This is a genomic window from Streptomyces sp. NPDC037273, assembly GCF_055603625.1.
In genome coordinates this window covers 152,056-176,447 of the sequence record NZ_JBVJVO010000008.1, presented here as the reverse complement: position 1 = coordinate 176,447, position 24,392 = coordinate 152,056, and the positions used below count along the sequence as shown (strand labels likewise).

21 protein-coding genes and 1 pseudogene are annotated in these 24,392 nt (G+C 71.9%); 11 read left to right on the top strand and 11 right to left on the bottom strand.

All coding sequences use genetic code 11. The features are described 5' to 3' along the window. The first annotated feature begins 74 nt into the window (after positions 1-74). The 5 genes from ACZ7G1_RS22465 to mscL all read left to right on the top strand — a co-directional run bounded on the left by ACZ7G1_RS22465 (position 75) and on the right by mscL (position 4,006). Positions 75-1,343, top strand: coding sequence for an MFS transporter (locus tag ACZ7G1_RS22465; protein ID WP_470877513.1), 1,269 nt, complete (start codon positions 75-77; stop codon positions 1,341-1,343). 68 nt (positions 1,344-1,411) lie between these two features. Further along, the gene (locus ACZ7G1_RS22460; protein WP_470877514.1) at positions 1,412-1,744 is read left to right on the top strand and encodes an FmdB family zinc ribbon protein; all 333 of its coding nucleotides are present in this window, start codon (positions 1,412-1,414) and stop codon (positions 1,742-1,744) included. A gap of 91 nt (positions 1,745-1,835) precedes the next feature. Then, on the top strand, positions 1,836-2,681 hold the full coding sequence (locus ACZ7G1_RS22455; protein WP_470877515.1) for an S-methyl-5'-thioadenosine phosphorylase: 846 nt from the start codon (positions 1,836-1,838) through the stop codon (positions 2,679-2,681). Positions 2,682-2,818: 137 nt separating this feature from the next. Beyond that, positions 2,819-3,349 (top strand): hypothetical protein, encoded by a 531-nt coding sequence (locus ACZ7G1_RS22450; protein ID WP_470877516.1) that lies wholly within the window; start codon positions 2,819-2,821, stop codon positions 3,347-3,349. Positions 3,350-3,475: 126 nt separating this feature from the next. Further along, positions 3,476-4,006, top strand: coding sequence for a large conductance mechanosensitive channel protein MscL (mscL, locus tag ACZ7G1_RS22445; RefSeq protein WP_470877517.1), 531 nt, complete (start codon positions 3,476-3,478; stop codon positions 4,004-4,006). A 19-nt stretch (positions 4,007-4,025) separates the two neighbouring features. On the opposite strand, the gene ACZ7G1_RS22440 is transcribed toward mscL, so the two are convergent. The 10 genes from ACZ7G1_RS22440 to nirB all read right to left on the bottom strand — a co-directional run bounded on the left by ACZ7G1_RS22440 (position 4,026) and on the right by nirB (position 17,257). Continuing rightward, positions 4,026-4,247: a hypothetical protein gene (locus ACZ7G1_RS22440; protein ID WP_470877518.1), complete on the bottom strand. Its 222-nt coding sequence runs from the start codon at positions 4,245-4,247 to the stop codon at positions 4,026-4,028. Between the two features lie 57 nt (positions 4,248-4,304). Continuing rightward, complete coding sequence (locus tag ACZ7G1_RS22435; protein ID WP_470877519.1) at positions 4,305-4,709, bottom strand: hypothetical protein; 405 nt, start codon at positions 4,707-4,709, stop codon at positions 4,305-4,307. Continuing rightward, on the bottom strand, positions 4,706-5,389 hold the full coding sequence (locus ACZ7G1_RS22430) for a QcrA and Rieske domain-containing protein (RefSeq protein ID WP_470877520.1): 684 nt from the start codon (positions 5,387-5,389) through the stop codon (positions 4,706-4,708). The genes ACZ7G1_RS22435 and ACZ7G1_RS22430 overlap by 4 nt, the downstream gene beginning before the upstream one ends. Further along, positions 5,386-6,033, bottom strand: a complete 648-nt coding sequence (locus tag ACZ7G1_RS22425) for a 4Fe-4S dicluster domain-containing protein (RefSeq protein WP_470877521.1) — start codon at positions 6,031-6,033, stop codon at positions 5,386-5,388. The genes ACZ7G1_RS22430 and ACZ7G1_RS22425 overlap by 4 nt, the downstream gene beginning before the upstream one ends. Positions 6,034-6,040: 7 nt before the next feature. Continuing rightward, on the bottom strand, positions 6,041-8,365 hold the full coding sequence (locus tag ACZ7G1_RS22420; protein ID WP_470877522.1) for a molybdopterin oxidoreductase family protein: 2,325 nt from the start codon (positions 8,363-8,365) through the stop codon (positions 6,041-6,043). Further along, positions 8,362-9,387, bottom strand: coding sequence for an MFS transporter (locus tag ACZ7G1_RS22415; RefSeq protein ID WP_470877532.1), 1,026 nt, complete (start codon positions 9,385-9,387; stop codon positions 8,362-8,364). The genes ACZ7G1_RS22420 and ACZ7G1_RS22415 overlap by 4 nt, the downstream gene beginning before the upstream one ends. Before the next feature lie 195 nt (positions 9,388-9,582). Continuing rightward, positions 9,583-10,383, bottom strand: coding sequence for a pyruvate formate-lyase-activating protein (gene pflA, locus ACZ7G1_RS22410; protein ID WP_470877523.1), 801 nt, complete (start codon positions 10,381-10,383; stop codon positions 9,583-9,585). 119 nt (positions 10,384-10,502) lie between these two features. Further along, a complete protein-coding gene (gene pflB / locus ACZ7G1_RS22405; RefSeq protein WP_470874126.1) occupies positions 10,503-12,773 on the bottom strand; it encodes a formate C-acetyltransferase in 2,271 nt (756 codons plus the stop codon). A gap of 177 nt (positions 12,774-12,950) precedes the next feature. Further along, the gene (locus ACZ7G1_RS22400) at positions 12,951-14,378 is read right to left on the bottom strand and encodes an MFS transporter (protein ID WP_470874124.1); all 1,428 of its coding nucleotides are present in this window, start codon (positions 14,376-14,378) and stop codon (positions 12,951-12,953) included. A 122-nt stretch (positions 14,379-14,500) separates the two neighbouring features. Continuing rightward, complete coding sequence (gene nirB, locus ACZ7G1_RS22395) at positions 14,501-17,257, bottom strand: nitrite reductase large subunit NirB (RefSeq protein WP_470874122.1); 2,757 nt, start codon at positions 17,255-17,257, stop codon at positions 14,501-14,503. A 246-nt stretch (positions 17,258-17,503) separates the two neighbouring features. Between nirB and ACZ7G1_RS22390 the strand changes: the two genes are divergently transcribed. From ACZ7G1_RS22390 to ACZ7G1_RS22375, 4 genes are all read left to right on the top strand, one after another. Continuing rightward, on the top strand, positions 17,504-18,253 hold the full coding sequence (locus ACZ7G1_RS22390; protein WP_470874121.1) for a sirohydrochlorin chelatase: 750 nt from the start codon (positions 17,504-17,506) through the stop codon (positions 18,251-18,253). Between the two features lie 90 nt (positions 18,254-18,343). Beyond that, entirely contained in the window at positions 18,344-19,522 is a 1,179-nt protein-coding gene (locus ACZ7G1_RS22385; RefSeq protein ID WP_470874120.1) for a low temperature requirement protein A, read from the top strand. A gap of 87 nt (positions 19,523-19,609) precedes the next feature. Next, positions 19,610-20,743 (top strand): P1 family peptidase, encoded by a 1,134-nt coding sequence (locus tag ACZ7G1_RS22380; RefSeq protein WP_470874118.1) that lies wholly within the window; start codon positions 19,610-19,612, stop codon positions 20,741-20,743. 71 nt (positions 20,744-20,814) lie between these two features. After that, complete coding sequence (locus ACZ7G1_RS22375; RefSeq protein WP_470874117.1) at positions 20,815-21,657, top strand: DUF6227 family protein; 843 nt, start codon at positions 20,815-20,817, stop codon at positions 21,655-21,657. Positions 21,658-21,682: 25 nt separating this feature from the next. Here ACZ7G1_RS22375 and ACZ7G1_RS22370 read toward each other — a convergent pair whose 3' ends face one another. After that, a complete protein-coding gene (locus tag ACZ7G1_RS22370; protein ID WP_470874115.1) occupies positions 21,683-22,774 on the bottom strand; it encodes a glycosyltransferase in 1,092 nt (363 codons plus the stop codon). A 728-nt stretch (positions 22,775-23,502) separates the two neighbouring features. Between ACZ7G1_RS22370 and ACZ7G1_RS22365 the strand changes: the two are divergent. Both ACZ7G1_RS22365 and ACZ7G1_RS22360 read left to right on the top strand, forming a co-directional pair. Further along, positions 23,503-23,841, top strand: a pseudogene (locus ACZ7G1_RS22365) (hypothetical protein); the annotation flags it as partial. A 153-nt stretch (positions 23,842-23,994) separates the two neighbouring features. Further along, positions 23,995-24,336, top strand: coding sequence for a hypothetical protein (locus tag ACZ7G1_RS22360; RefSeq protein ID WP_470874114.1), 342 nt, complete (start codon positions 23,995-23,997; stop codon positions 24,334-24,336). Positions 24,337-24,392: the final 56 nt, after the last annotated feature.

Here is a 24,392-nt window from a genome sequence, read left to right as displayed (position 1 = left end):
CATGAGGACAGCTCTCGGCGACACCCGCACCACCGTGCCGGGGCGCGCTACCAGGCGGCAGAAAGGCCAGGACCGTGGCGTCCACGGTCATCTCCGACAAGCGTCCGGGCTACGGACAGCTCCTGCGCACCCCCCGTGCGCTCTCCTTCCTGCTCCCCGGCTTCGCCGCCCGGCAGCCCTTCGCGATGCTGACCATCGGCATCGTCCTGCTCGTCCAGCACACCACCGGCTCCTTCGGCAGCGCGGGCGCGGTCGCCGCCGTCACCGGCGTCTCCATGGCGCTCTTCGCCCCGCAGAGCGGCAAGCTCGCCGACCGCTTCGGCCAGCGCGCCGTCCTGATCCCCGGCGTCCTCGTCCACACCGCGTCCGTCTCCCTGCTCGTGGCCCTCGCCCTGAGCGGCGCCCCGCTGTGGGCGCTGTTCCTGGCCGCCGTGCCCGCCGGCGCCTCCGTGCCCCAGGTCGGCCCGATGGTCCGGGCCCGCTGGGCCGCCAAGCTCGACGGCACCCCGCTGATGTCCACGGCCGCGGCCTTCGAGTCCGTCACCGACGAGTTCACCTTCGTCGTCGGACCCGTCCTCGCCACCGCCCTGTGCACCGGCATCCACCCCGCCGCGGGCCTGATCGCCGAGGCCGCCCTCACCCTCGTCGGCGGCCTGTTCTTCGCCGCCCAGCGCGCCACCCAGCCCGCGTACGGCATCACCGCCGCCAGCACCGAGCCGCACCGCTCCGCCCTCTCCATCCCCGGCGTCCGGGTCCTGATCGTCGCCTTCCTCGGCATCGGCTCCGTCTTCGGCGGCATGCAGGTCTCCCTCACCGCCTTCACCGAGGAGATCGGCAACCCCGGCGCCAACGGCCTGCTGTACGGGATCTTCGCCGCCGGCAACATGCTCGCGGGCATCGCCATGGGCGCCGTCGCCTGGAAGACCGGCCCCCGCCGCCGCCTGATCCTCGGCTACGCCGGCCTCACCGTCGCCGCCTCCCTGCTGTGGACCGCCCACTCGGTGCTGCTCCTCGGCGCCCTGGGCCTGGTCGTCGGCCTGTGCATCGCCCCCGCGCTCATCACCGGCTACACCATCGTCGAGACCCTGATCCCGGCCTCGGCCCGTACCGAGGCCTTCACCTGGCTCACCGGCGCCGTCGCGCTCGGCCAGGCCGCGGCCGTCACGGTCGCCGGCCGCCTGGCCGACGCACACGGCGCGAGCAGCGGTTTCCTGGTGCCGATGGCGGGCACGGTGCTCGCCCTCGCCACCCTCCTCGCCCTCCGGTCGCGGCTGAAGCCCCGCGAGGCGAGCCGGGTCGCGGCACGTGGTATCGGTCACCGCGTGCCGGTGGCGGTGGACTGAACCCACGGAATACGTCACTATGGATCGTCGTTAGCACTCGATGAGTGTGAGTGCCAGGAGGAAGTCAAGTGCCGACCTACCAGTACCAGTGCACCGAGTGCGGCGAAGGCCTCGAGGCGGTGCAGAAGTTCACCGATGACGCGCTGACCGAGTGCCCCAGCTGCAAGGGCCGCCTGAAGAAGGTGTTCTCGGCCGTCGGCATCGTCTTCAAGGGCTCCGGCTTCTACCGGAACGACAGCCGCGGCTCGTCGTCCAGCAGCTCGCCGGCCACGTCGAAGTCCTCGACCCCGTCGTCTTCGTCCACGTCGTCCTCGACGTCGGACTCCAAGCCGGCCGCGTCGACGTCGTCCTCTTCCGCCTCCTCGACGTCCTCGTCGAGCACCGGAAGCTCGGCTGCCTGATTTTTCCCCGAGGGGCCCCGCCGCACATCCTGCGGCGGGGCCCCTCGGCGTTCCCGGACAGGCCACGGGCCTGCCCCCTAGGGTGACCGGCATGGCGAACCATGACGTGTACGCGGACATCGGCGTGATCGGCGGCTCGGGCTTCTACTCCTTCCTGGAGGACGTCACCGAGGTGTCCGTCGACACCCCCTACGGCAGCCCCAGCGACTCCCTCTTCCTCGGCGAGATCGCCGGCCGGCGGGTGGCCTTCCTCCCCCGGCACGGCCGCGGCCACACCGTCCCGCCGCACCGCATCGACTACCGCGCCAACCTCTGGGCGCTCCGCTCCGTGGGCGTACGGCAGGTCCTCGGGCCCTGCGCCGTCGGCGGACTGCGCGAGGAGTACGGGCCGGGCACCCTCGTCGTCCCCGACCAGCTCGTCGACCGCACGAAGGACCGCGCGCAGACCTACTTCGACGGGGAGCGGCGCGCCGACGGGACCGTGCCCAACGTCGTCCACGTCACCTTCGCCGACCCGTACTGCCCCGACGGGCGCCGGGTCGCGGTCAAGGCCGCCCGGGGCCGCGGCTGGGAACCGGTCGACGGCGGCACGATGGTCGTCGTCGAAGGCCCCCGCTTCTCCACCCGCGCCGAGTCCCGCTGGCACGCCGCCGCCGGCTGGTCGGTCGTCGGCATGACCGGACACCCCGAGGCCGTCCTCGCCCGCGAGCTGGGCCTCTGCTACACCTCCCTCGCCCTCGTCACCGACCTCGACGCGGGCGCCGAGACCGGCGACGGCGTCTCCCACACCGAGGTCCTGCGGGTCTTCGGCGAGAACGTCGGCCGGCTCCGCGAGGTCCTCTTCGACGCGGTGAGCGCACTGCCCGCCACGGCCGACCGCGACTGCCTGTGCACCCGGGCGCACGAGGGCTGGGACCTGGGGATCGAGCTGCCGTAAACCACCCCCGGGAGTGAGGAAGTTGTCCACAGGCGCGGGCTGATCCCCAGGCCGGAGCAGGGCGGTGGCGGAGCCGGGAGAGTGCTTCCGAGCAGTGCTGCCGAGCATTGCCTCCGACCAGGATGGTGGTGTCCCGCATGACGACGACCTCGTCTCCCCCTCCCCCGCCCCACGTGGTGCCCGCCTTCGAACCGCTACGGGTGCGGGGCACGCGGCACCGGCTGTGGCGGGCGCTGCGAAGGCCCGTGGCGCTCCTGCTGCTGGCGGCGGCCTCGCTGGCCGTCGCCGGCGGCTTCGGCCGGGGCGGCGGCTTCGGCGTGGAGATTCCGCGGCGCGCGGAGACGGCGCGGCCCGCGGCGACGGCCCGCGCGCGACCGCCCGCCGTGGTGCCCCTGGTGTCCGCCCCGGTGCGGATCGCGGACGCCGCGACCGTACGGCTGCTGCGGCCCGGCGACCGGGTCGACGTGATCGCCGCGCCCAACTCGGGCTTCGGTGACGGGGATGAGGCCCGGGTGGTCGCGACGGGCGCCCGAGTGGCCGAAGTTCCCCACTCGGGCGAGACTCGATCGGACGGAGGGGCGCTCGTCGTCCTGTCCGTGCCACGGCCGACGGCGGCGGCGCTGGCAGGTGCCGGTGTCACGTCCCAACTGGCGGTGACGGTGTGCTGATTCGCACTGACTGCCTGTCAAGTCACCGTCCCGTGTGTACGGATTGGACGCGTCTGCGCCGTTCACTGCCTAATGGCTTCGCACACAGCGGTACACGCGACTTCACACGCGACGAAAGGCACCTCGGTGGCCGAGAAGAAGGAAAGTCTGCTGGGAGGCTTCAAGGCCTTCCTCATGCGGGGAAACGTGATCGACCTCGCGGTGGCGGTCGTCATCGGTGCCGCGTTCACGAACATCGTGAACTCGGTCGTCAAGGGCATCATCAACCCGGTCGTCGGCGCCTTCGGCACCAAGGACCTGGAGAGCTACGCGAGCTGTATCAAGGACCCCTGCACGGTCGGCGCCAACGGCGAGATGGACGGCATCCAGCTCCAGTGGGGCCTGGTCCTCAGCGCGGTGCTGAGCTTCGTGATCACCGCGGCCGTCGTCTACTTCCTGATGGTCCTGCCGATGGCCAAGATCCTCGCCAAGCGCGCCGCGCACGACAAGGCGAAGGAGGGCGTCGCGGAGACCATGGAGATCAGCGAGCTGGAGGTCCTCAAGGAGATCCGCGACCACCTCGTGTCCCAGCGCGGACCCTCGGCCGGCGCGGGCAGCGGCTCCGGCGGATCGGCGGGCTCCGGCGGGACGGGTACGGGGACGCACCCCACCTCCTGACCCACGCGACGCGCGGGCCTCAGAGGTGGTGCGGCGGCTTCTCGTCGAGGAAGCGCGCCAGGTCGGCGGCACTGTCGCCGCCTGCGGGAGGCCGCTCGCCCCACCCACGGTCCGTGTCGTCCGCGGACTGCTGGTCCAGCGGATCGTCGAAGACGAGTACCGGCTTGGGGGTGTTCTCGGGGCTGGATACGGTGCCGGACCGCTTCGCGTCTCGCGGGCCATGGGCGGGGGCGGTACTCATACCCTCAGGGTACGCCCGCTTCCCCGCCCCGGACCCGGCTGATCTGCGGTATTCCGCTCAGCGGTCCTTCGGGTCGATCGCCCACAGGCCGAGCACCACCAGGAACGACAGGACGAGGAAGCCGGCCCCCCACCAGGCCGTGCCGGTGTCGCCCGCCATCCACTCGTCCACCACGATCGTCAGCCCCCACAGCTGGCCGATGACGACCGTGAGCGCCAGCGCGAGACGCGCCGACAGCTTCGACGAGCGCTCCGGCTCCTGCTCCGTCCCCGCCCCGGGTCCCGGCCCCGTGTGCCGGATCCGCGGGTCCCCGTAGCCGCTGGTGGGGCGGATCTGCGGATACCGCTCGTGCACCGGCCGGTTCAGCCGCGGCTGCGCACTGCCCGGGGTGTACGCGGGAGGGCGGGGGGCCTGGGGGGCTTGGGGGGCCTGCGGGTCCTCGGGGAACGTGCTGTCGGTCATGTCCGGTCACTCCTCTCGGCCGCCTTCGGGCTCCGGGCCGGCTCGCGGTTCTCCGCCGGGCGGGGGGCCGGGCCGCCGGCGCCGAAGCCCGGGCAGCCGGGGCGGTCGTCGCCGTTCTGGCGGCAGAAGCCCTCCAGGGCGGACTCGCCGGAGCGGGCCGTGCCGATCGCCCAGACGCTGCCGTCGACCTGCTCGACGAGGATCACCTTGGGCAGTCCCCTGGGGGGCGGCCCCGCGGTGACCTCTCCCGTCCGGGCGTCGAAGATCCCCTCGTGGCAGGGGCAGTACAGCTCGCCCTCGCTGCCCCGCTCCTTGCGCCAGAGGACGGCGCAGGCGAGGTGGGTGCAGACGGCGGAGTAGCCGGCGAGGGTGCCGTCCTCCATGCGGACGGCGATCGCCCGGTCCTCCTCGCCCGGATAGCGGAAGGCCAGGGACTCGCCGCGCTCGATCCGGTCGGCGACCTTCTTGACCTCGGGGGCACCTTCGCTGTCGCCGTGCCGGTGCAGGATGCCGGAGGCGACGGCGACGCCGCCGACGGCCAGGCCGCCGGAGACGGTGGCGACGATCCGCAGGTAGTCGCGGCGGGTGGTGAGGGAGTCGGCGGCGATCCGGTCGTGGAGCGCTTCCTGGGCCGCGTCACGGGCGTCCGGCGCGGGCGGCTGGGGGTCGGTGACGCTCAACGCACTCCCTCCCGTCGCCCGCCGCCACCCTTGTTCGCGTTCACGTCGCTCACGTCCCTTCCGTTGATCTCGACGACGGGGAGGCCGCCGGGGACCGGCCACTGGACCTTGTCGGCGGGGACGACCATGGCCACGCCGGTGGTGACGGTGGTCGAGCCGAAGGTGAAGGAGTCGGCGACCTGGACGCCGGGGCGCTCGGCCCTGAGCTCGTCGAGGGTCCCGTAGAAGAGGGCGCCGGTGGGGCAGACGGTGGCGCACATCGGGGCGAGGCCGTAGGCGGTGCGGTCGTAGCAGAGGTTGCACTTCATCTGGAGCTTCGCCTGGAGGTCGATCTTGGGGACGCCGAAGGGGCAGGCGTTGACGCAGTTGGCGCAGCCGATGCAGCGGGTGGTGTCGGCCTGCTGCACGACGCCGTCGGCGGTCACGAGGATCGCGTCGGCGGGGCAGACCTCGGCGCAGGGGGCGACGGGGTCCTCGCAGTGCATGCAGACGGTGGGGAGGGAGGCGACGGAGTGGCCCTCGTCGGGGTAGTCGAGGTGGATCATCGACTTGCCGCGGTGGGAGTCGCATTCGCGGCAGGCGGAGACGCAGGCCTGGCAGCCGATGCAGCGGCCCGGGTCGATGAAGATCGTGCGGCCCATCATGTGCGGGTCAGCTCCTCTCCGCGGTACCGCGGCCCTGGGGGGAGGTCGGGGGCAGCGGGTCGAGGCGGGAGACCTGGGTCTCCGGGTAGGCCTGCTGTCCGGGGGCGGTGGGCGGTGCGGGGACGTCGTCGACGCGTTCGGCGGCCTCGATGCGGGCGGCGCAGACCTTGTACTCCGGGATCTTGGAGCGGGGGTCGAGGGCGTCGATGGTGAGGGCGTTGGCCGCGGTGGGGACGGGCCAGTGGTAGGGGACGAAGACGGTGTCGGGGCGGATGGCCTCGGTGACGAGGGCGGGGAAGACCTCGCTGCCGCGGCGGGTGACGACGCGGACGGGGTCGCCGTTGCGGAAGCCGTGGGAGGGGTGGACTTCGACCCAGGGGCGGGGGGTCTGTTCGACGAGGGCGCCGAGCCTGCGGGTCTGGTTGCCGGAGAGGAAGTGGGCGACGGTGCGGCCGGTGGTGAGCGAGAGGGGGTACTCCTCGCTGTACGGGTCCATCGGCGGGTGCCATTCGACGACCTGCATGTGGATCTTGCCGTCGGGGTGGTAGGTCCGGCCGTCCTCGAAGAGGCGGGGGGTGCCGGGGTGCTCGGTGGTCGGGCAGGGCCAGGCGATGCCGCCGGTCTCCTCCAGGCGTTCGTAGGTGATGCCGTAGTAGTCGTTGACGGTGCCGGCGGAGGCGATCCGGAGTTCTTCGAAGACGGCGCGCGAGTCGGGGAAGTCGAACTTGTCGCCGGCGCCGAGGCGGCGGGCGAGTTCACACATGACCCAGGTGTCGGTGCGGACGCCGGCGGGCGGTTCCTGGGCCTTGTTGTGCTTGACGACCCGGGCCTCGGCGTTGGCCATGACGCCCTCGTCCTCGGCCCAGACGGTGACGGGGAAGACCACGTGCGCGTTGGCGGCGGTCTCGGAGAGGAAGAAGTCGAACTGGGCGTGGAATTCGAGGGTGTCGTAGCCGTCCTTGACGGTGGCGTAGTTCGGCAGGGACACGAAGGGGTTGTTGCAGATGCCGACGAGGCCGCGGATCTCCTTGCGCTGCATCTGCCAGACCATCTCCATCATGGAGGTGCCGGCGGGCGGGAGTTCGGCTTCGTCGATGCCCCAGATCTCGCAGATCTGGCGGCGGTGTTCGGGGTTGGTGATGGAGCGGCCGCCGGGGAGGAGGTCGGACTTCTGGCCGTGTTCGCGGCCGCCCTGGCCGTTGCCCTGGCCGGTGATGGTGCCGTAGCCGGCGCCGGGCTTGCCGATGTTCCCGGTGGCGACGCAGAGGTTGATGATGGTGAGGCAGTTCTCGACGCCCTGGGAGTGGTGCTCGACGCCGCGGGCGTGCCAGGCCATGGCCTTGCCGGCGCCGGCGAACATCCGGGCGACCTGGACGATCTGCTGCTCGGGGACGCCGCAGATCTCGGCGGAGCGGGACGGCGGGTAGTCGGCGACGGTCTTCTTCACCTCGTCCCAGCCGGTGGTGTGGGCGGCGAGGTAGGCCTCGTCGGTGAGGCCCTCGGCGATGACGACGTTCAGGACGGCGTTGAAGAAGGCGGAGTCGGTGCCGGGCTTGAGGGCGACGTGGACGTCGGCGGTACGGGCGATGGCGGTCTCGCGCGGGTCGACGACGATGAGGGTGGCGCCCCGGTCTCGGGCTCCCCACAGGTACTGGGTCATGACGGGGAAGCATTCGCCGACGTTGGAGCCGGCGATGAGCAGGCAGTCGGTGAGGAGGATGTCGGAGAAGGGGTTGCCGGCCCGGTCGATGCCGAAGGCGAGCTTGTTGGCTCCGGCAGCGGAGACCATGCAGAGGCGGCCGTTGTAGTCGACGTGCCGGGACTTGAGGGCGATGCGGGCGAACTTGCCGACGAGGTAGGTCTTCTCGGAGAAGAGGCTGGCGCCGCCGAGGAGCCCGAAGGCGTCGTTGCCGTACTCGCCCTGGATACGGCGGATCTCGGAGACGGTGTGGTCGAGCGCCTCGTCCCAGCTGACCTCCCGGAACTCCTCGTCGCGGTTACGGCGCATCAGGGGTGCGGTGAGCCGGTCGGGGTGGTTGACCTGCTGGTAGGCGTTGATGCCCTTGGGGCAGAGCCGCATCCGGTTGATGTCGTGGTTGCGGGGTTCGACGCCGAAGACCTTGCCGCCGCGGTCGACGCGGAGGTACATCCCGCACTGGACGCCGCAGAAGCAGCAGTGGGTGGGGACGAGCGTCTCGCCGTTCTGGTCGGCGTGCCACCGGTCGGCGGGGATACCGCCGGCGTCGCGGAACTGGCGGGTGCCGGGCGGCGCGAGGGACGGATCGAGCGGCAGCGGCCGGCCGGGGGTGGTCGCGGGGTCGGTCGCGGTCACTTGAAGCCTTTCTTGACGTGGTCGAGGTAGGCGTTGCCGCGTAGGACGCGCTTGCAGCGGGGGCAGTACTCGGTCCAGTGGTCGAAGCCGAGGTCGAGGTCGCGCATGGTGCCCTGGAGGTTCTCGACGTAGGCCGGGGTGTCGATGGGCTCGTGGCAGCGGCGGCAGGTGAGGACGTCGTCGCCTTCGCCCGTGCGGCGGGAGGTGTACTTGAAGAGCTGCATGCCGACGGCGGCGGGCCGCTGGACGATGTGGAAGAACTTCCCGAACGGGATGTAGATGAGGGTGAAGACGACGGACACCATGTGGAGGACGGCGAGGAACTCGTAGCCGCCGCCGTGCAGGAAGATCGACGAGAAGGTCAGCAGGAGCCCGGTCACGGAGATGACGACGAGGCAGATCAGCGGCATCAGGTCGTAGGCGAAGCGCTGGCCGGTGATGGCGCCGCGGTCCTTCATGCGGCGCCACAGGAAGTAGGAGGCGCCGGCGATGACGAGGACGGCCGCGATGTCGAGGCCGTGGAACATGAGCCAGCCGATGACGCTGAGCGCGTCGAAGCCGAGGACCTTGAAGCCCCAGATCCGCATCTCGTAGCCGGGGCCCGAGCCGGTCGACGAGGTGAAGGTGAACCAGCCCCAGGTGAGCGGGAAGGTGATCGCGGCGGCGAGCAGACAGCCCCAGAAGACGAGCTGGTGGGCGGCCCAGCGGGCGTGTGAGCGGGCGCCGAGGAACTTCTGGAAGCCGAGGTAGGTGGCGATCATCTTCGGCAGGGCGGTGGGCGCCTTGCGGAAGTTCGCAGCGGAGAAGAAGGACCGCCAGCCCTGCTTGAAGAGACGGCGGGCGCCGGGGGCGGAGACCCAGACGGTGTAGCGGTAGGCGACGCCGAAGGCGAGGAAGACGGTGGCCACGGCGTACGGGAGCAGGGCCGAGTCGAAGTCTCGGAGCAGCCGGCTGCCGAGGACGATCGCGAGGATCAGCAGCGCGGAGACGACGGCCCCCGCGAGGCTCGCGCGGCGGCGCACGGCGGCGGGGGTCTGCGGCGGCCGGCCCGCGGGCGGTTCTCCCGGGACGGGGCCGTCCGTGGCGAGGGCGCTGGGGGCCGGTTCGCCCGGCCCGGGTGTCGGCTCGACTGTCTGCGGTGGCTCGGTCACGCGGCCACGGTAAGGCCGTACGGGGCATTTTTCCCGTTTTGCGCGCCTGGTGGGTGAGGGCGTCGCTCAGACGGCGTGAAGGCCGTGTGCCTGGAAGACCTCGCGGGCCGCGGCGACCTGTTCGGGCGTCGGCGACGGGGTGTCGTGCAGGGTGAACGGCTTGGCGAGTGCTTGCCACTTCGCTTCGCCGAGCTTGTGGAAGGGGAGGATGTCCACGCGGGAGACATTGCCGAGACCGGCGGCGAAGGCGGCGACGCCCTCGACGTTGGCCGGGTCGTCGGTGAGTCCCGGGACGAGCACGAAGCGGACGTGGACCTCCTGGCCGAGGTCGGCGAGGCGCCGGGCGAAGTCCAGGGTCGGGCGCAGCGGCCGGCCGGTCACCTTCTTGTACGTGTCCGGGTCCCAGGACTTGATGTCGAGAAGGACCAGGTCGGTGTCGCGCAGCAGGGCGTCGGTGGCGCGGACGCCGAGGAAGCCCGAGGTGTCGAGGGCCGTGTGGAGGCCGAGTTCGTGCTTCATCCGGTGCAGCAGTTCGCCGGTGAAGACGGGCTGGAGGAGCGGTTCGCCGCCGGAGACGGTGGCGCCGCCGCCCGAGGCGGAGATGAAGCGGACGTACTTGGCGGCCTCGGCGATCACGTCGTCGGCGGAGGTGCGCTTGCCGTTGCGCATCTTCCAGGTGTCGGGGTTGTGGCAGTAGAGGCAGGTGAGGGGGCAGCCGGAGAGGAAGGTGACGAAGCGGGTGCCGGGGCCGTCGACGCCGGTGGACAGGTCCCAGGAGTGGACCGAGCCCTCGGAGGGGCGCTGGGTCGCCGCGGCGGCCGGGGTGGCGGGGCGGACCGGGACGGCGGGTCCGAGGAGGGTGGTCATGGCTGCGCTCCCGGGAGGGGGTGGGAGAGGGAGGGGGTGGGAGAGGGAGGGGGTCGCGCGGCGCCGGGGCCCGGTGAGGGTGGAAGAGGCAGGGCCCCGGGGCCGCGCGGGTCAGGGGCTCAGAGAGAGCCGTGGAAGGTGCGGTTGAGGACGTCGAGCTGCTGCTCGCGGGTGAGCCGGACGAAGTTGACCGCGTATCCGGAGACCCGGATGGTCAGCTGCGGGTAGTTCTCCGGGTGCTCCATGGCGTCCATCAGCACGTCGCGGTTGAGGACGTTGACGTTCATGTGGAAGCCGTCGCTGGCCATGTAGCCGTCGAGGACGCCCGCGAGGTTCTTGATCCGCTCCTCGGGGGTGCGGCCCAGGCCGTCGGGGGTGACGGTGTTGGTGAGCGAGATGCCGTCCTCGGCGTCCTCGTACGGGAGCTTGGCGACCGAGAGGGCGGAGGCCACGTAGCCGTGGGTGTCGCGGCCGTTCATCGGGTTGGCGCCCGGGGAGAAGGGCTCGCCGGCGCGGCGGCCGTCGGGGGTGTTGCCGGTCTTCTTGCCGTAGACGACGTTGGAGGTGATCGTCAGGACCGACTGGGTGTGTTCGGCGTTCCGGTAGGTGGGGTGCTTGCGGACCTTCCGCATGAACTCCTCGACCAGCCAGACCGCGATCTCGTCGACGCGTTCGTCGTTGTTGCCGTACGCCGGGTAGTCGCCCTCGATGACGTAGTCGGTGGCGAGGCCGGTCTCGTCCCGGACCGGGGTGACCTTGGCGTACTTGACGGCGGCGAGGGAGTCGGCGGCGACCGAGAGGCCGGCGATGCCGCAGGCCATGGTGCGGCGCACGTCGCGGTCGTGGAGCGCCATCTCGATGCGCTCGTACGCGTACCTGTCGTGCATGTAGTGGATGACGTTCAGGGCGTGGACGTAGACGTTCGCGAGCCACTCCATCTGTTCGTCGAACTTGGCCATGACCTCGTCGTAGTCGAGGACCTCGGAGGTGAGGGCGCCGGTGGAGGGGCCGACCTGGGCGCCGGACTTCTCGTCGCGGCCGCCGTTGATCGCGTACAGGAGGGTCTTGGCGAGGTTCACGCGGGCGCCGAAGAACTGCATCTGCTTGCCGACGGGCATCGCGGAGACGCAGCAGGCGATGGCGGTGTCGTCGCCGAAGCGCGGGCGCATCAGCTCGTCCGACTCGTACTGCACGGAGGAGGTGTCGATGGAGACCCTGGCGCAGAACTCCTTGAAGCCCTGGGGGAGCTGCGGCGACCAGAAGACGGTCATGTTCGGCTCGGGGGCCGGGCCGAGGTTGTAGAGGGTCTGGAGGTAGCGGAAGGAGGTCCTGGTGACCAGCGGGCGGCCGTCCTCGCCCATGCCGGCGATGGACTCGGTGACCCAGGTGGGGTCGCCGGAGAACAGCTCGTCGTACTCGGGGGTGCGCAGGAAGCGGACGATGCGGAGCTTGATGATGAAGTCGTCGACGAGCTCCTGGGCCTGCTCCTCGGTGAGGAGACCGGCCTCGATGTCGCGCTGGAGGTAGACGTCGAGGAAGGTGGACGTCCGGCCGAGGGACATCGCGGCGCCGTTCTGCTCCTTCACGGCGGCCAGGTAGGCGAAGTACAGCCACTGGACGGCCTCGCGGCCGGTGGTGGCGGGGCCGGAGATGTCGTGGCCGTAGGACCGTGCCATCGTCTTGAGTTCGCCGAGGGCACGGATCTGCTCCGAGAGCTCCTCGCGCAGGCGGATGGTCTCTTCGAGGGAGCGGTTGCCGGCGGGGAGGGAGTTGAGTTCCTCCTTCTCCTCCTTCTTCACCTCGATGAGGCGGTCGACGCCGTAGAGGGCGACACGGCGGTAGTCGCCGATGATGCGGCCGCGGCCGTAGGCGTCCGGGAGTCCGGTGACGATGCCGGCCTTGCGGGCGGCGCGGATCTCGGGGGTGTAGGCGTCGAAGACGCCGGCGTTGTGGGTCTTGCGGTACTCGGTGAAGACCTTCTCCAGGTCTTCGGAGACCGGGTAGCCGTAGGTCTCCAGGGCGCCGGCGACCATGCGCCAGCCGCCGTAGGGCATGATCGCGCGCTTCAGCGGGGCGTCGGTCTGGAGGCCGACGATCAGGTCCTTGTCGCGGTCGATGTAGCCGGGGGCGTGGGCGGTGATCGTCGAGGGGACGTCGTACGAGACGTCGTAGACGCCCTTGGCGCGCTCCTCGGGGAACTTGTCCGTGATGGCCTTCCACACGGCGGTGGTCCGCTCGGTGGGGCCGGCGAGGAAGGAGTCGTCGCCCTCGTACGGGGTGTAGTTCTGCTGGATGAAGTCGCGGACGTCGATGGCGTCGCGCCACAGGCCGCCCTTGAAGTTCTTCCAGGCCCGCTCGTTCACGGTGGCCTCAGCCGGGGTAGCAGTCACGTCCCGCACCGCCTTCTTCGAATCATTCGATCGCGTCGTTGCTTATCTCCATTTCACCCCCTTTGATCGATCATTTGCGGCGGCATTGGTCACCGGTCGACGGCCTTTGGTCCCGTCCCCGGCATGCGGAAAGACCCCGCCGGAGCGGGGCCTTTCCCGAGGTGCCGGTCGGCCGGTTCAGCTGGGCGCCTCGGCGCTCTTGCGGGCGTAGAACCACCAGGTCACGACCATGCAGCTGACGTAGAAGGCGACGAATCCCCACATCGCGCTGGTCACGGCCACCGAGCCGAAGAGGGCCGGGATGAAGAAGAAGCCGTAGGCCGCGATGGCCGAGGTGAAGCCGGTGACGGCGCCGGACTCCATTTCCGCCTGCTTCAGCGCCTTGGCGTATTCCGGGGTGCCTTCCTCAAGGCCCTTGAGGTGGGTGCCGCGGAAGATCACCGGGATCTGCCGGAAGGTCGAGCCGTTGCCGATTCCGGAGAAGAAGAACGCGGCGAGGAAGCAGAAGAAGAAGCCGTAGAACGAGCCGCCGTCACTGCCCGAGGGCAGGAAGTTGATCACGCCGATGATCGAGACGGCCATGCCCACGAAGGACAGGATGGTGACCCGGGCACCGCCCCACTTGTCCGCGATCCAGCCGCCGCCCCAGCGGGCGAGGGCGCCCACGGCCGGGCCCATCCAGGCGTAGGTGGCGACCGAGTAGTCCGGGAACGTGGTCTTGATGAGCATCGGCAGCGCGGCGGCGAAGCCGATGAAGGAGCCGAAGGTGCCGACGTACAGCCAGGTCATCAGCCAGTTGTGCTTGCGCTTGAAGATGATCTTCTGCTGGCTGAAGGGGGTGGAGGCCACCTTCAGGTCGTTCTGGCCGAACCAGGCGACGGCCGCCAGGACGAGCAGCACCGGGACCCAGATGAAGGCCGCGTTCTGCAGGTAGACCGGGGTGCCGTCGGCCTTGTGCTGGGCCGAGCCGATCGCGATGGTCGACCAGGTGATGACGATCGGGGTCAGCAGCTGGACCACGGAGACGCCGAGGTTGCCGAGACCGCCGTTGATGCCGGTCGCGCTGCCCTTCTTCGCCTTCGGGAAGAAGAAGCCGATGTTCGCGAGGGAGGAGGCGAAGTTCGCGCCGCCGATGCCGCAGAGCGCGGCGATGGCGACCATCACGGCGTACGGCGTCGTCGGGTCCTGGATCGCGATGCCCAGCCAGATCAGCGGCACGATCAGCACCACCGTCGACAGGGCCGTGAAGCGGCGCTGTCCGACCATCGGGCCGAGGAACGTGTAGAAGATCCGGGCCGTGCCGCCGGTCAGACCGGGAATGGCCGTCAGCCAGAACAGCTGCGAGGTCGAGAAGCCGAAGCCGACGTCCTTGAGGTTGGTCGCCGTGACCGACCACACCTGCCACACCACGAACGCCACGAGCAGGGCCGGAACCGCGATCCACAGATTGCGGTTGGCGACCTTCTTGCCGATCGACTTCCAGAAGAGCTCGTTCTCGGGCTCCCAGTCGGTGATCGGCTTGCCGGGGCGGTACTGCTCCGTGTCGTACGAGGGGGCCTGCCCACCCGTCTTTCTGCCGTCCTGGGTCTGGACTACGGAACTCATGGCGCTTCCCTGCCTTTTCGCAGACTGATTCGCAGCTCTTTTTCCTGCTCTTCCAGGCTGCGCCGCCGCATAAGGGCTCCGTGAGTGCCGATGGTCGCCGAACGGGCGGGCCGAGAGTCCTCCTACGAGCGGGCCGGAGGCACCGGCAGCACCGGCAGGGACACCTCGGGGTCGTCGAGGCACGCGCCGGTCCGCAGGTCGAACTCCTGCTTGTGCATCGGCGACGCCACCACCGGCACCCCGTCCCTGCTGCCCATGATCCCGTTCGCGATGACGTCCGTGCCCGAGAACGGGTCCCGGTTGCCCACCGCGTACACCGCGCCGTCCCCGCCGCGGAACAGCGCCGCCTCGGTGCCGTCCGGCAGCACGGCCGCCCGGCCGCGGCCCGGCTCCAGGAACTCCACCCCGGCCACGTGCGGCTCGAACCGGGCCAGCGCCTCCGGGTCGTCGAGGACGGCCCGCCACTCGTCGCGGTACGCGGCCACGTGCCGCTCCATCTGCGCTTCGAGCTCCGCGCCGATCCCCAGCGAGTCCTCGATCAGGACGTCCTTCAGGTGGTCGAGCCCGCCGTCGAGCCGCTCCAGCCACGCCGAGGTCCGCTCAAGCCGCTCCCCGGTCCTGACGTAGTACATGAGGAACCGGTCGATCAGCGCGAACAGTTCGGCCGCCGACAGGTCGGAGGCCAGCAGATCGGCGTGCCGCGGGCTCGTACCGCCGTTCCCGCACACGTACAGGTTCCAGCCGCCGGCGGTCGCGATGACGCCGATGTCCTTGCCGCGGGCCTCCGCGCACTCGCGCAGGCAGCCCGAGACCCCACCCTTGATCTTGTGCGGGGCGCGCAGGCCCCGGTAGCGGAGCTCCAGGTCGATCGCGAGCTGCACCGAGTCGCCCTGCCCGAAGCGGCAGAACTTCGACCCGACGCAGGACTTCACCGTCCGCAGCGACTTGCCGTACGCCTGCCCCGACTCGAAGCCGGCGTCGATCAGTCGCCGCCAGATTGCCGGCAGCTCCTCCTTCCTCGCCCCGAAGAGGTCGATCCGCTGACCGCCGGTGATCTTGCTGTAGAGCCCGTGGTCGCGGGCCACCTCACCGATCACGATCAGCTGCTCGGCGGTGATCTCGCCGCCGGGGACGCGAGGAACCACCGAATAGGTGCCGTCCTTCTGGAGGTTGGCGAGGAACAGGTCGTTGGAGTCCTGGAGCGCGGCCTGCTCGCCCTCCAGGACGTGCCGCAGACCGAGCTCGGGAGCGAGGGTGCCGAGGACGTTGGCCACGACCGGCTTGCAGACCGTACAGCCCGAGCCGCCGGAGCCGTACCGCTCCGTCAACTCGGTGAAGGAACGGATGTGTTCGGTACGGATCAGCTCGTAGATCTCGGGGCGCGACAGCTCGGGGAAGTGCTCGCACAGCCCGCGCGCCTTCGCCACGCCCGCCGCGTCGAGGACGGCCTGCAGGGTGTTCACACAGCCGCCGCAGCCCGTGCCCGCCTTCGTGCAGCGCTTGACGCCGCCGACGTCGGTCAGCCCGTGCTCCGCGATCGCCCCGGCCACCGCGCCCTTCGTCACGTTGTGACAGGAGCAGACGACGGCGTCGTCGGGCAGCGCCTCCACACCCGGCACCTCGGCACCGGCGCCGCCGGACGGAAGCAGGAACACCTCGGGCGGCGCGGGCAGCCGCCGCCCCGCGTGCGGCTTGAGCGAGCCGTACGCCTCGGCGTCACCCACCAGGATGCCGCCGAGCAGCTGGCCCTCGGGGCCGAGCAGCAGCTTCTTGTAGACGCCCTCCCGGCCGTCCGAGAACACGATCTCGGTGGCCTGCCGCCCCTCCCCGAACGGGTCGCCGAACGACGCCACGTCCGCGCCGAGCAGCTTCAGCTTCGTCGACGTGTCCGCGCCCGTGAACACCGTCGCACCGGAGCCGGCCAGCTGGTCGGCCACCGCCTCCGCCATCTGATAGCCCGGCGCCACGAGCCCGTACACCCGCCCGTCGACCGTCTGGGCGCACTCCCCGATCGCGTACACGTACGGGTCCGTCGTCCGGCACCGCTCGTCCACCGCCACACCGCCGCGGTCCCCCACCGCGAGCCCCGCCTCGCGCGCGAGCCGGTCGCGGGGCCGCACCCCCGCCGAGAACACCACCAGATCGGCCGGCAGCCGCTCCCCGCTCGACAGCTTCAGACTCCGCACCTTCCCGTCGGCGTCCGTCTCGACCTCCGCGGCCCCCACGCCCGTGTGCACGGCCACGCCCATCGACTCGATGGTCGCCCTCAGCGCCGCCGCGCCCCCGTCGTCCACCTGGAGCGGCATCAGCCGCGGCGCGAACTCCACGACGTGCGTGGCGAGACCGAGCGTCCGCAGCGCCCCCGCCGCCTCGAGGCCGAGCAGTCCGCCGCCGATCACGACACCCGTCCGCGCGCCCTCGGCGTACGCGGTCAGCGCGTCGACGTCGTACAGCGTCCGGTACGTGAAGCAGCCGGGCGCGTCGGCGCCGGGGATCGGCGGCACGAAGGGGTACGAACCCGTCGCCATCACCAGCGCGTCGTAGGAGACGATCGTGCCCGAGGTCGTCGTCACCGTGCGGGCCGCCGTGTCGACGTGCTCGGCCGGGTCGCCAAGCCGCAGGTCGATGCCGTGCCCCGCGAGGAACTCCGGTGTGGTCAGGCCCAGCTGGTTCGGCTCCGTCCCCGTGAACACCGAGGACAGATGCACCCGGTCGTACGCCGGAACGTCCTCCTCCGCGAGGACCGTCACGCTCCACCCCGGACCGCCCGGCTCCGCCGGATCGGCGAGCGCCCCCCGCTCGGCCAGCGCTTCCAGCAAGCGCTGACCCACCATTCCGTGGCCGATGAGCACGAGGTTCTGCGTCCGCTGCGCGGCCATGGCGGTCTCCGTGGATGTCGCGGGTCTCTTGCCTTCCGACCGTAGGCGCGCCCCCCGGCCCGCCGGACCCGTGAACGGCCCCACCCTCCGGGACCTCCGCCCCTCCCCCTCGGGCCTTCCGTCGGCCCCCGGCGCCCTCCCCCGCCGCCTACCGTGAGGAGGGCAGGGCCGCGCCGACGAACGACACCGCCGCGCGCGGCCCTACCCCTGACACACGGGGCACGCGGGCGAAGAGGTGAGGTTCGGATGCGGGACCTGGTACTGGCCGCACACGGCAGCGCCGTACCCCAGCGGGACCTGGTGCTGGCCGCGCACGGCAGCGCCGTACCCGAGGCGGCCGCCGCCGTCGGCCGGCTCGCCGCGGCGAGCCGGGGGCTGACCGGCGCGGAGGTCACCGTCGCCTACCTCGACCACCGCAAGCCCTCCCTCCCCTACGTCCTCGCGGACCGCCCCGGCGCGGTCGTCGTCCCCCTGCTCCTCGGCGACGGCTACCACCGCACCGTCGACATCCCGTCCGTCGCCCGCCACTTCGCGTGCACGGTGACCCGGGGCCTGAGCGGCGAGCACGCCGTGGCGCTCGCCCTGTACGACCGGCTGCGCGCCGCCGAACGGGCGGCCGGCGGCCCGGCGGACGCGGTCGTCGTCGCCGGAGCGGGTTCCTCGCGGCCGGGCGGGAACGACGGCACGCTGAAGGCCGTCGAGCAGCTGCGCCTCCTCCTCCCGGTCCCCGTGACGTCCGCGTACTGCTCGGCGAGCACCCCCACCCCGGCCGAGGCCGTGGCCCGCCTCCACACCCGGGGCTTCCGCCGCGTCGCCCTCGCCACCCACCTCCTCGCCCCCGGCCGCTTCACCCACGCCCTCGCCCAGGTCCCCGGCACCTGGGCGGTCGCCGAACCGCTGGCGGACCACCCGCGCCTGGCGGGCCTCGTGGTGGCGCGGTACGCGGAAGGGGCGGCGGAAGCGGCGGCACAGGCCGTCCCGGCACGGGCCGCCTGACCCTCCCCCGCGACCGTACGGGCGCCCCCACGAGCCCCCGCCGCGTGCCAGATGACCACGCGCGCCCCCCGCTCTGGTGTCCTGGGGCCTATGACACAACCCTTTCTTCCTCTGACCGCGCGCTCCCGCGAGGAGTCGCACCGGGCGGCCACGCCCCTGGAACTGTTCTTCGACCTGTGTTTCGTCGTCGCCGTCGCGCAGGCGGGGGCGGAGCTCGTCCACGCCGTCGCGGAGGGGCACGCGGGCGAGGGGATCGCGAACTACGCGATGGTGTTCTTCGCGATCTGGTGGGCGTGGATGAACTTCACCTGGTTCGCGTCGGCGTACGACAACGACGACGTGCTGTACCGGGTCGTGACGCTCGTCCAGATCGCGGGCGTGCTCATCCTGGCCGCCGGGATCTCCCGCGCCGCCCAGGAGCACGACTTCCTGATCGTCTACCTCGGTTACCTCGTCATGCGGATCGCGCTGGCCTCGCAGTGGCTGCGGGCCGCGCACCACGCGACCGACCCGGCCGAGCGGACGATGTGCCGGCGGTACGCGGGCGGGGTGCTGGCCTGCCAGGTCGGCTGGCTGGCGCTGGTGCTCGCGCCGGAGCCGGCGCGGCCGTGGGTGTTCCTCGTGATGGCGCTCGCCGAGATGGCCGTGCCGGTGTACGCGGAGAAGGACGCGCCCAGCACCTGGCACCCGCACCACATCGCCGAGCGGTACGGCCTGTTCACCATCATCGTGCTCGGCGAGACCGTCGCCGCCGCGACCGTGGCGGTGAAGTCGGGCGTCGTCGAGCACGACGCGCTCGGCGAACTGCTCCCGATCGCCGCCGGCGGGCTGCTGCTCGTCTTCGCCGCCTGGTGGATCTACTTCGTCGTACCGGCCCACGACCGGCTGACGTCGAGCCGCCAGGGCTTCCTGTGGGGATACGGCCACTACGTGATCTTCACGTCTGCCGCCGCCGTCGGCGCGGGTCTGGAGATCGCCGTCGAACAGGCCGTGGGCAAGGCCCACATCTCCACCCTCGCCGCCTCCGCCGCGGTGACGATCCCCTCGGCCGTCTTCCTGCTCTCCGTGTGGCTGCTGCACGCCCGCTACTTCAAGATCGGCATCGCCCAGCAGCTGGTCCTGCCGGTGGCCGCCCTGGCCATCCTGATGTGCTCGTTCGCGGGCCGCTGGGCCGTCCTCGCCGCCGGACTCGTCGCGGCGGCCACGGTCGCCATCGGCGTCACCCTGACCGCCCGCAACCCGGCGACCCGCGCCACGGCCACCGGCTGAGCCTCCCGGCCGCGCCCCCAACCCCAACCCCGGCCCTGCCCGCTCCGCCGGGCCGCGCCCGCGCAAGGGGCGTGGTAGGGAGGGGACATGACAGATCACGAGGGAGTGCGGCGGCAGGACGCGATCACCGATGTGAGCGGTCTGAGGGTGGGGCACGCGCGCGTGGCCGGGGCCGGTGCCCTGACCGGCACGACGGTGGTGCTCGCGCCGCCGGGCGGGATGGTCGCCGCGGTCGACGTGCGGGGCGGCGGGCCCGGCACGCGGGAGACCGACGCGCTCGACCCGCGGAACGTGGTGCAGCGGATCGACGCGGTGGTCCTCACCGGCGGGAGCGCGTACGGGCTCGACTCCGCCACCGGGGTGATGGCCTGGCTGGAAGAACGGCACCGGGGCGTACGGGTGGGCCCCGACCCCTCCCACGTGGTGCCCGTGGTGCCCGCCGCGTGCGTCTTCGACCTGGGCCGCGGCGGGGACTTCCGGGCCCGTCCCGACGCGGCGACGGGCCGGGCGGCGGTGGAGGCGGCCGACGCGAGCGGGGACCACGCGCGCGTGGAGACCGGCGCGGTCGGCGCGGGCACCGGGGCCGTGGCCGGCGGGCTGCGCGGCGGGGTGGGCACGGCGAGCACGGTCCTGGAGTCGGGGATCACGGTGGGCGCGCTGGTGGTGGTCAACGCCGCCGGTTCGGCCGTCGACCCGGCCAACGGCGTCCCCTACGGCGCCTACTACACCTCGGAACCGCTCGTCTTCCCCGACACCTCGGTCCACGAGGCGGCCCGACGGCGGCTCGCGGAGGCCCGGAAGGCGTCCGTCGCGCCTCCCCTGAACACCACGCTCGCCGTCGTCGCGACCGACGCGGCGCTGACCCGCGCCCAGGCCCAGAAGCTCGCCGGGACCACGCACGACGGCATCGCGCGCGCGGTGCGGCCGGTGCACCTGATGAACGACGGCGACACCGTCTTCGCCCTCGCCACCGGCGCGCGTGAACTGCCCGAGGCCCCCGGGCCGCTCGCCCTCAACGAGCTCCTCGCCGCCGGCGCCGACCTGGTGACCCGGGCGATCGTACGGGCGCTGCTCGCGGCCCCCGGAGGACAGCGCGGACCGGGCGGTAACTTCCCCTCGTACGGAGAGCTGTACGGCACCGGGGCGTACGGCCCAGGCCTGGACCAGGGCGGGGACGAAGGCCGGGACGGGGGCCGGGACGCGGGGCCGTACTCCCGGTAAGCCCAAGGGAGTTGACGAAGAGGGCGGGAACTTCCCGCGCGGGCCCTTCGTTTTCCGGAACCACGGACACGATGTCAGACCCAGGGACTACGTTAAGCAAGCACCAAGTGACATGCGGCGACGGCCTGGAGACCCTCTTGAACGATCCGCAGGATCCTCACGATCCCTTCGAGACGACCGAGACGCACCTTGAGCGCCTCCTCGGCCGGGCGCTCAACTCCTTCGACCTGCCCGACTCCACCATCGAGCGCCTCGGCACGGCACTCGCCCACTCCAGCGCGCTGCACTCCTCGCACCACAGCGCGTCGCTGCACCGCACCACCCACCGCCACACCTACCTGCTCGCCGACGGCAGCGCGCTCAGCCTCTGGGAGCTCGTGCACAACACGGGCCGGGACGGTGCCCTGCAGCACGAGCTGTACGCGGAGGAGTCGGAGGCCCGGCTCGCCGCCTCCCGGCTGCCCACCGGCCCGCTGCCCGGCTGGACGGTCGAGCGCTCCGACGGCCGCGCCCTGGAGGAGGACGACGACCTGGAGCTCCTGAGCGCCCTGCTCGCCCGCCCCATACCGGCCCAGCCCACGATGTACGTGCCGGACAACTCCGCCGACCACGCCCGCCGCGTCCTGCGGCGCGCGGAGAACGCGGACCGGCCCGGCGAGCGGACCGTCCGCCGCCTCCGGCTGGCCTTCGCCCACCACATCACCCAGGCCTTCGGCCGCCACTGCCCGGTCGAAGGCGGCCGGGACGCCGGCTTCACGCTCTACGAGCACCAGTTCCTGCTGCTCGACGGCAGCGAGATCAGCCTGTGGGAGGTCGAGCACACCGCGACCCCGGACGGCCGGCACATGTGCGAGGTGTACGAGTCCGAGACCGCGGCCCGCGAGGCGATGGAGTCCCGCTCCCGGGTCCGCTGACCCCGGTTCGCCGCCGCCCCGGTGTTCAGACGAGCGCCGGGGCGGCGGCCTCACCAAGTCGGGCGACGGCGAACGCACGGTTGGCCAGCGTCTGCTCGCGGTACGCCTCGGGCAGGTCCGGCAGGGCGAGCAGCCGGTCGCAGGCGGCGAGCGAGGCGGCGTGGTCACCCGTCCAGTACGCGGTGATCGAGTACTCGAAGAGCAGCCCCCACCGGTACACCCACGGCTGGAGGAACAGCAGGTCGTCGCGGGGCGCCGCCCGGTCGAGCACGGCGCTGACGACGGCGTGGGCGGCCTGGTGACGGCGCATCTTCCGCAGCCGCGCCACCAGCTCGTAGCAGGCTTCGAGCCGTTCCGGCCGTGACTCCCAGGCCCGCGAGAGGGCGTCCATCGCGGCCGGCCACTCCCCGGACTCGGCCCTGAGGACACCGGACTGGAGCAGCGAGTAGTAGACCTCCTCGCCCCAGCCGCCCATCGCCGCGCGCCGCTCGTAGAGGGCGACGGCCTCGTCCGGCCGGCCCATGTCCCGCATGGTCTGCGCCAGATAGAAGACGGTACGGGGGTTGGCCGGATCCCGTTCGAGCTCGGCGCCCAGGAGCCGGGCGTCCCGCTCGAACTTGTCGTGCCGCGAGCCGCCGTCGGCGTAGTCCTCGATGACGAGCGCGTCCAGGTTCTCCTGCACGTGGTCGCGGTCGGCCGTCAGGTACTCGTGCGTGACCCCCTCGTACCGCCACGGCAGATCGCCCCTGACCAGGCGCTTGATCCGGTACTCCACCGCCCCCTCGTGCCGGATCATGTACGCGTCGGCGGTCGGCTCGGGCAGCGGCCCCTCACGGCGCAGGACGTGGTCGGCGTCGAGGAGCAGCAGGTAGTCGGCCCGCCCGCGCGCGTGCGCGATGTTCAGGCTGCGGTTGTGGCCGAAGTCCACCCACGGATCCTCCCGCAGCTCGCCCGGGACGCCCGCGAGCGCGGTCCGGATCAGCTCCTGGGTCCCGTCGGTGGAACCCGTGTCGGAGATGACCCAGGTGTCCACGAGATCCCGCACGGAGGCGAGGCAGCGCTCGATCACGGCGGCCTCGTTCTTGACGATCATGCACAGGCAGATGGACGGCTGCACGGCAACACCACTTCCGGTGGGGGCGGGAGAGCGGTCGGGGGGAGGCGACCCTACGGACGCCTGCCCGACGCTCGGTGTCGCCGCGCCGAAAGGCCCTCCGGAGTTCGCCATCGCGTACGCATCCATTCGGCTGTCCCCGATAGGCCATGGCGTGGAGAGTGCGCCAGGACCGTCAAGCCTTCACGAACGCGATCCGATGATCCGATAAAGAAGCGCTGTCGCGCTTCCCCATCCGGACATCAGTCCCCAAGGAAGGAGCCCGCATGCGTCCTGATGCCAGGACCAGGTCCCCGCTAGGCCCACTCCCCCGCCGGCGCGCCTGGCTCTGCGGCGGCGCGATCGCCTCGGTCGCGCTCGTCCTCACCGGCTTCACCGCCCCGACCGCCGCCGCCTGGGGCGAACCCGCCGCCCCGGGCGTCGCCCGCACCGGCGACGACTGCCCCCCGCCCCCGCACCACGAGGACGGCCCTCCCCCGTGGGAGCAGGGCCCCCCACCCCACCAGGACGGCCCCCCTCCCTGGGAGCAGGGCCCCCCACCCCACCAGGACGGCCCTCCCCCCTGGGAGCAGGGCCCCCCGCCCCACACTGACCGGGGCACCCCCTCCCCCACCGGCGACCTCCAGGCCTTCCTCGACCACCGCATCCAACCCCTCGTCCAGAACCCCGCCTCCCGCGCCCTCCGCACCCCCCTCGGCGGCCACGACTGCCCGTCCGGCCCTCCGGGCCCGCCGGGTCCGACGGGTCCGACAGGACCCACCGGAGCGACCGGCCCCGAGGGGCCGAAGGGCAACACGGGGGCGACGGGAGCCACGGGTGCGACCGGGGCCACCGGAGCGACGGGTGCGACTGGAGCGACCGGGGCGACGGGCGCGACCGGTGCGACCGGTGCGACCGGCGCCACGGGGGCCACGGGCGCAACAGGGGCAACGGGCGCGACAGGCGACACGGGCCCCACTGGCCCCACTGGCCCCACCGGAGCAACTGGCGCCACCGGAGCAACCGGAGCCACCGGCGCAACGGGCGAAACCGGCGCGACGGGAGCCACTGGTGCCACCGGCGCTACAGGAGCCACGGGCGCCACGGGAGCCACAGGCGCAACCGGCGCGACGGGAGCCACAGGCGCCACCGGAGCCACAGGCGCAACCGGAGCCACCGGTCCCACCGGGCCCTGCTCCGACATCGACACCTACAGCCCGTCGAACGACGAGGACTTCCAGGCTGTGCTGACGAACGGGATCGCGTACGCCGGTAAGGCGGACGTGCCGGGCGGGGCGATCACCTGGCATGACCTCACGGACGCGTTGGAGCCGCCGAACGAGAACGTCCCCGTCAACTACCCGGCGAACGCCTGCGGCATCGCCATCGAGGCGCAAGGCAACGACGCGTTCGTCAAGGTGGTGACGAAGACCGGGGAGGTGTGGCAGACCCACGGCAACATCAACGGCAAGGTGTTCGTCTGGAACGAGCCTTGGACCCAGCAGGCGACCCCGACACCGGGGTCCCTGCGCGCCTTCCGGTTCAAGGGTGACCTGAAGGCCGGAGGTGTCGTCAACCGGCGCTGACGGCAACAGACGCACGGCTGGGGGGCGGTAGGGACCGCCCCCCAGCCGTGCGGACC

What these genes read in the sequence shown, in the direction of transcription:
- ACZ7G1_RS22450 (WP_470877516.1), top strand. Translation starts at nt 2,819, where the DNA reads ATGACGACGACCTCGTCTCCCCCTCCCCCGCCCCACGTGGTGCCCGCC.
- ACZ7G1_RS22435 (WP_470877519.1), bottom strand. Translation starts at nt 4,709, where the DNA reads ATGACCGACAGCACGTTCCCCGAGGACCCGCAGGCCCCCCAAGCCCCC.
- ACZ7G1_RS22380 (WP_470874118.1), top strand. Translation starts at nt 19,610, where the DNA reads ATGACAGATCACGAGGGAGTGCGGCGGCAGGACGCGATCACCGATGTG.
- nirB (WP_470874122.1), bottom strand. Translation starts at nt 17,257, where the DNA reads ATGGCCGCGCAGCGGACGCAGAACCTCGTGCTCATCGGCCACGGAATG.
- ACZ7G1_RS22400 (WP_470874124.1), bottom strand. Translation starts at nt 14,378, where the DNA reads ATGAGTTCCGTAGTCCAGACCCAGGACGGCAGAAAGACGGGTGGGCAG.
- ACZ7G1_RS22375 (WP_470874117.1), top strand. Translation starts at nt 20,815, where the DNA reads ATGTCAGACCCAGGGACTACGTTAAGCAAGCACCAAGTGACATGCGGC.
- pflA (WP_470877523.1), bottom strand. Translation starts at nt 10,383, where the DNA reads ATGACCACCCTCCTCGGACCCGCCGTCCCGGTCCGCCCCGCCACCCCG.
- ACZ7G1_RS22455 (WP_470877515.1), top strand. Translation starts at nt 1,836, where the DNA reads ATGGCGAACCATGACGTGTACGCGGACATCGGCGTGATCGGCGGCTCG.
- ACZ7G1_RS22390 (WP_470874121.1), top strand. Translation starts at nt 17,504, where the DNA reads ATGCGGGACCTGGTACTGGCCGCACACGGCAGCGCCGTACCCCAGCGG.
- ACZ7G1_RS22425 (WP_470877521.1), bottom strand. Translation starts at nt 6,033, where the DNA reads ATGATGGGCCGCACGATCTTCATCGACCCGGGCCGCTGCATCGGCTGC.
- ACZ7G1_RS22385 (WP_470874120.1), top strand. Translation starts at nt 18,344, where the DNA reads ATGACACAACCCTTTCTTCCTCTGACCGCGCGCTCCCGCGAGGAGTCG.
- ACZ7G1_RS22440 (WP_470877518.1), bottom strand. Translation starts at nt 4,247, where the DNA reads ATGAGTACCGCCCCCGCCCATGGCCCGCGAGACGCGAAGCGGTCCGGC.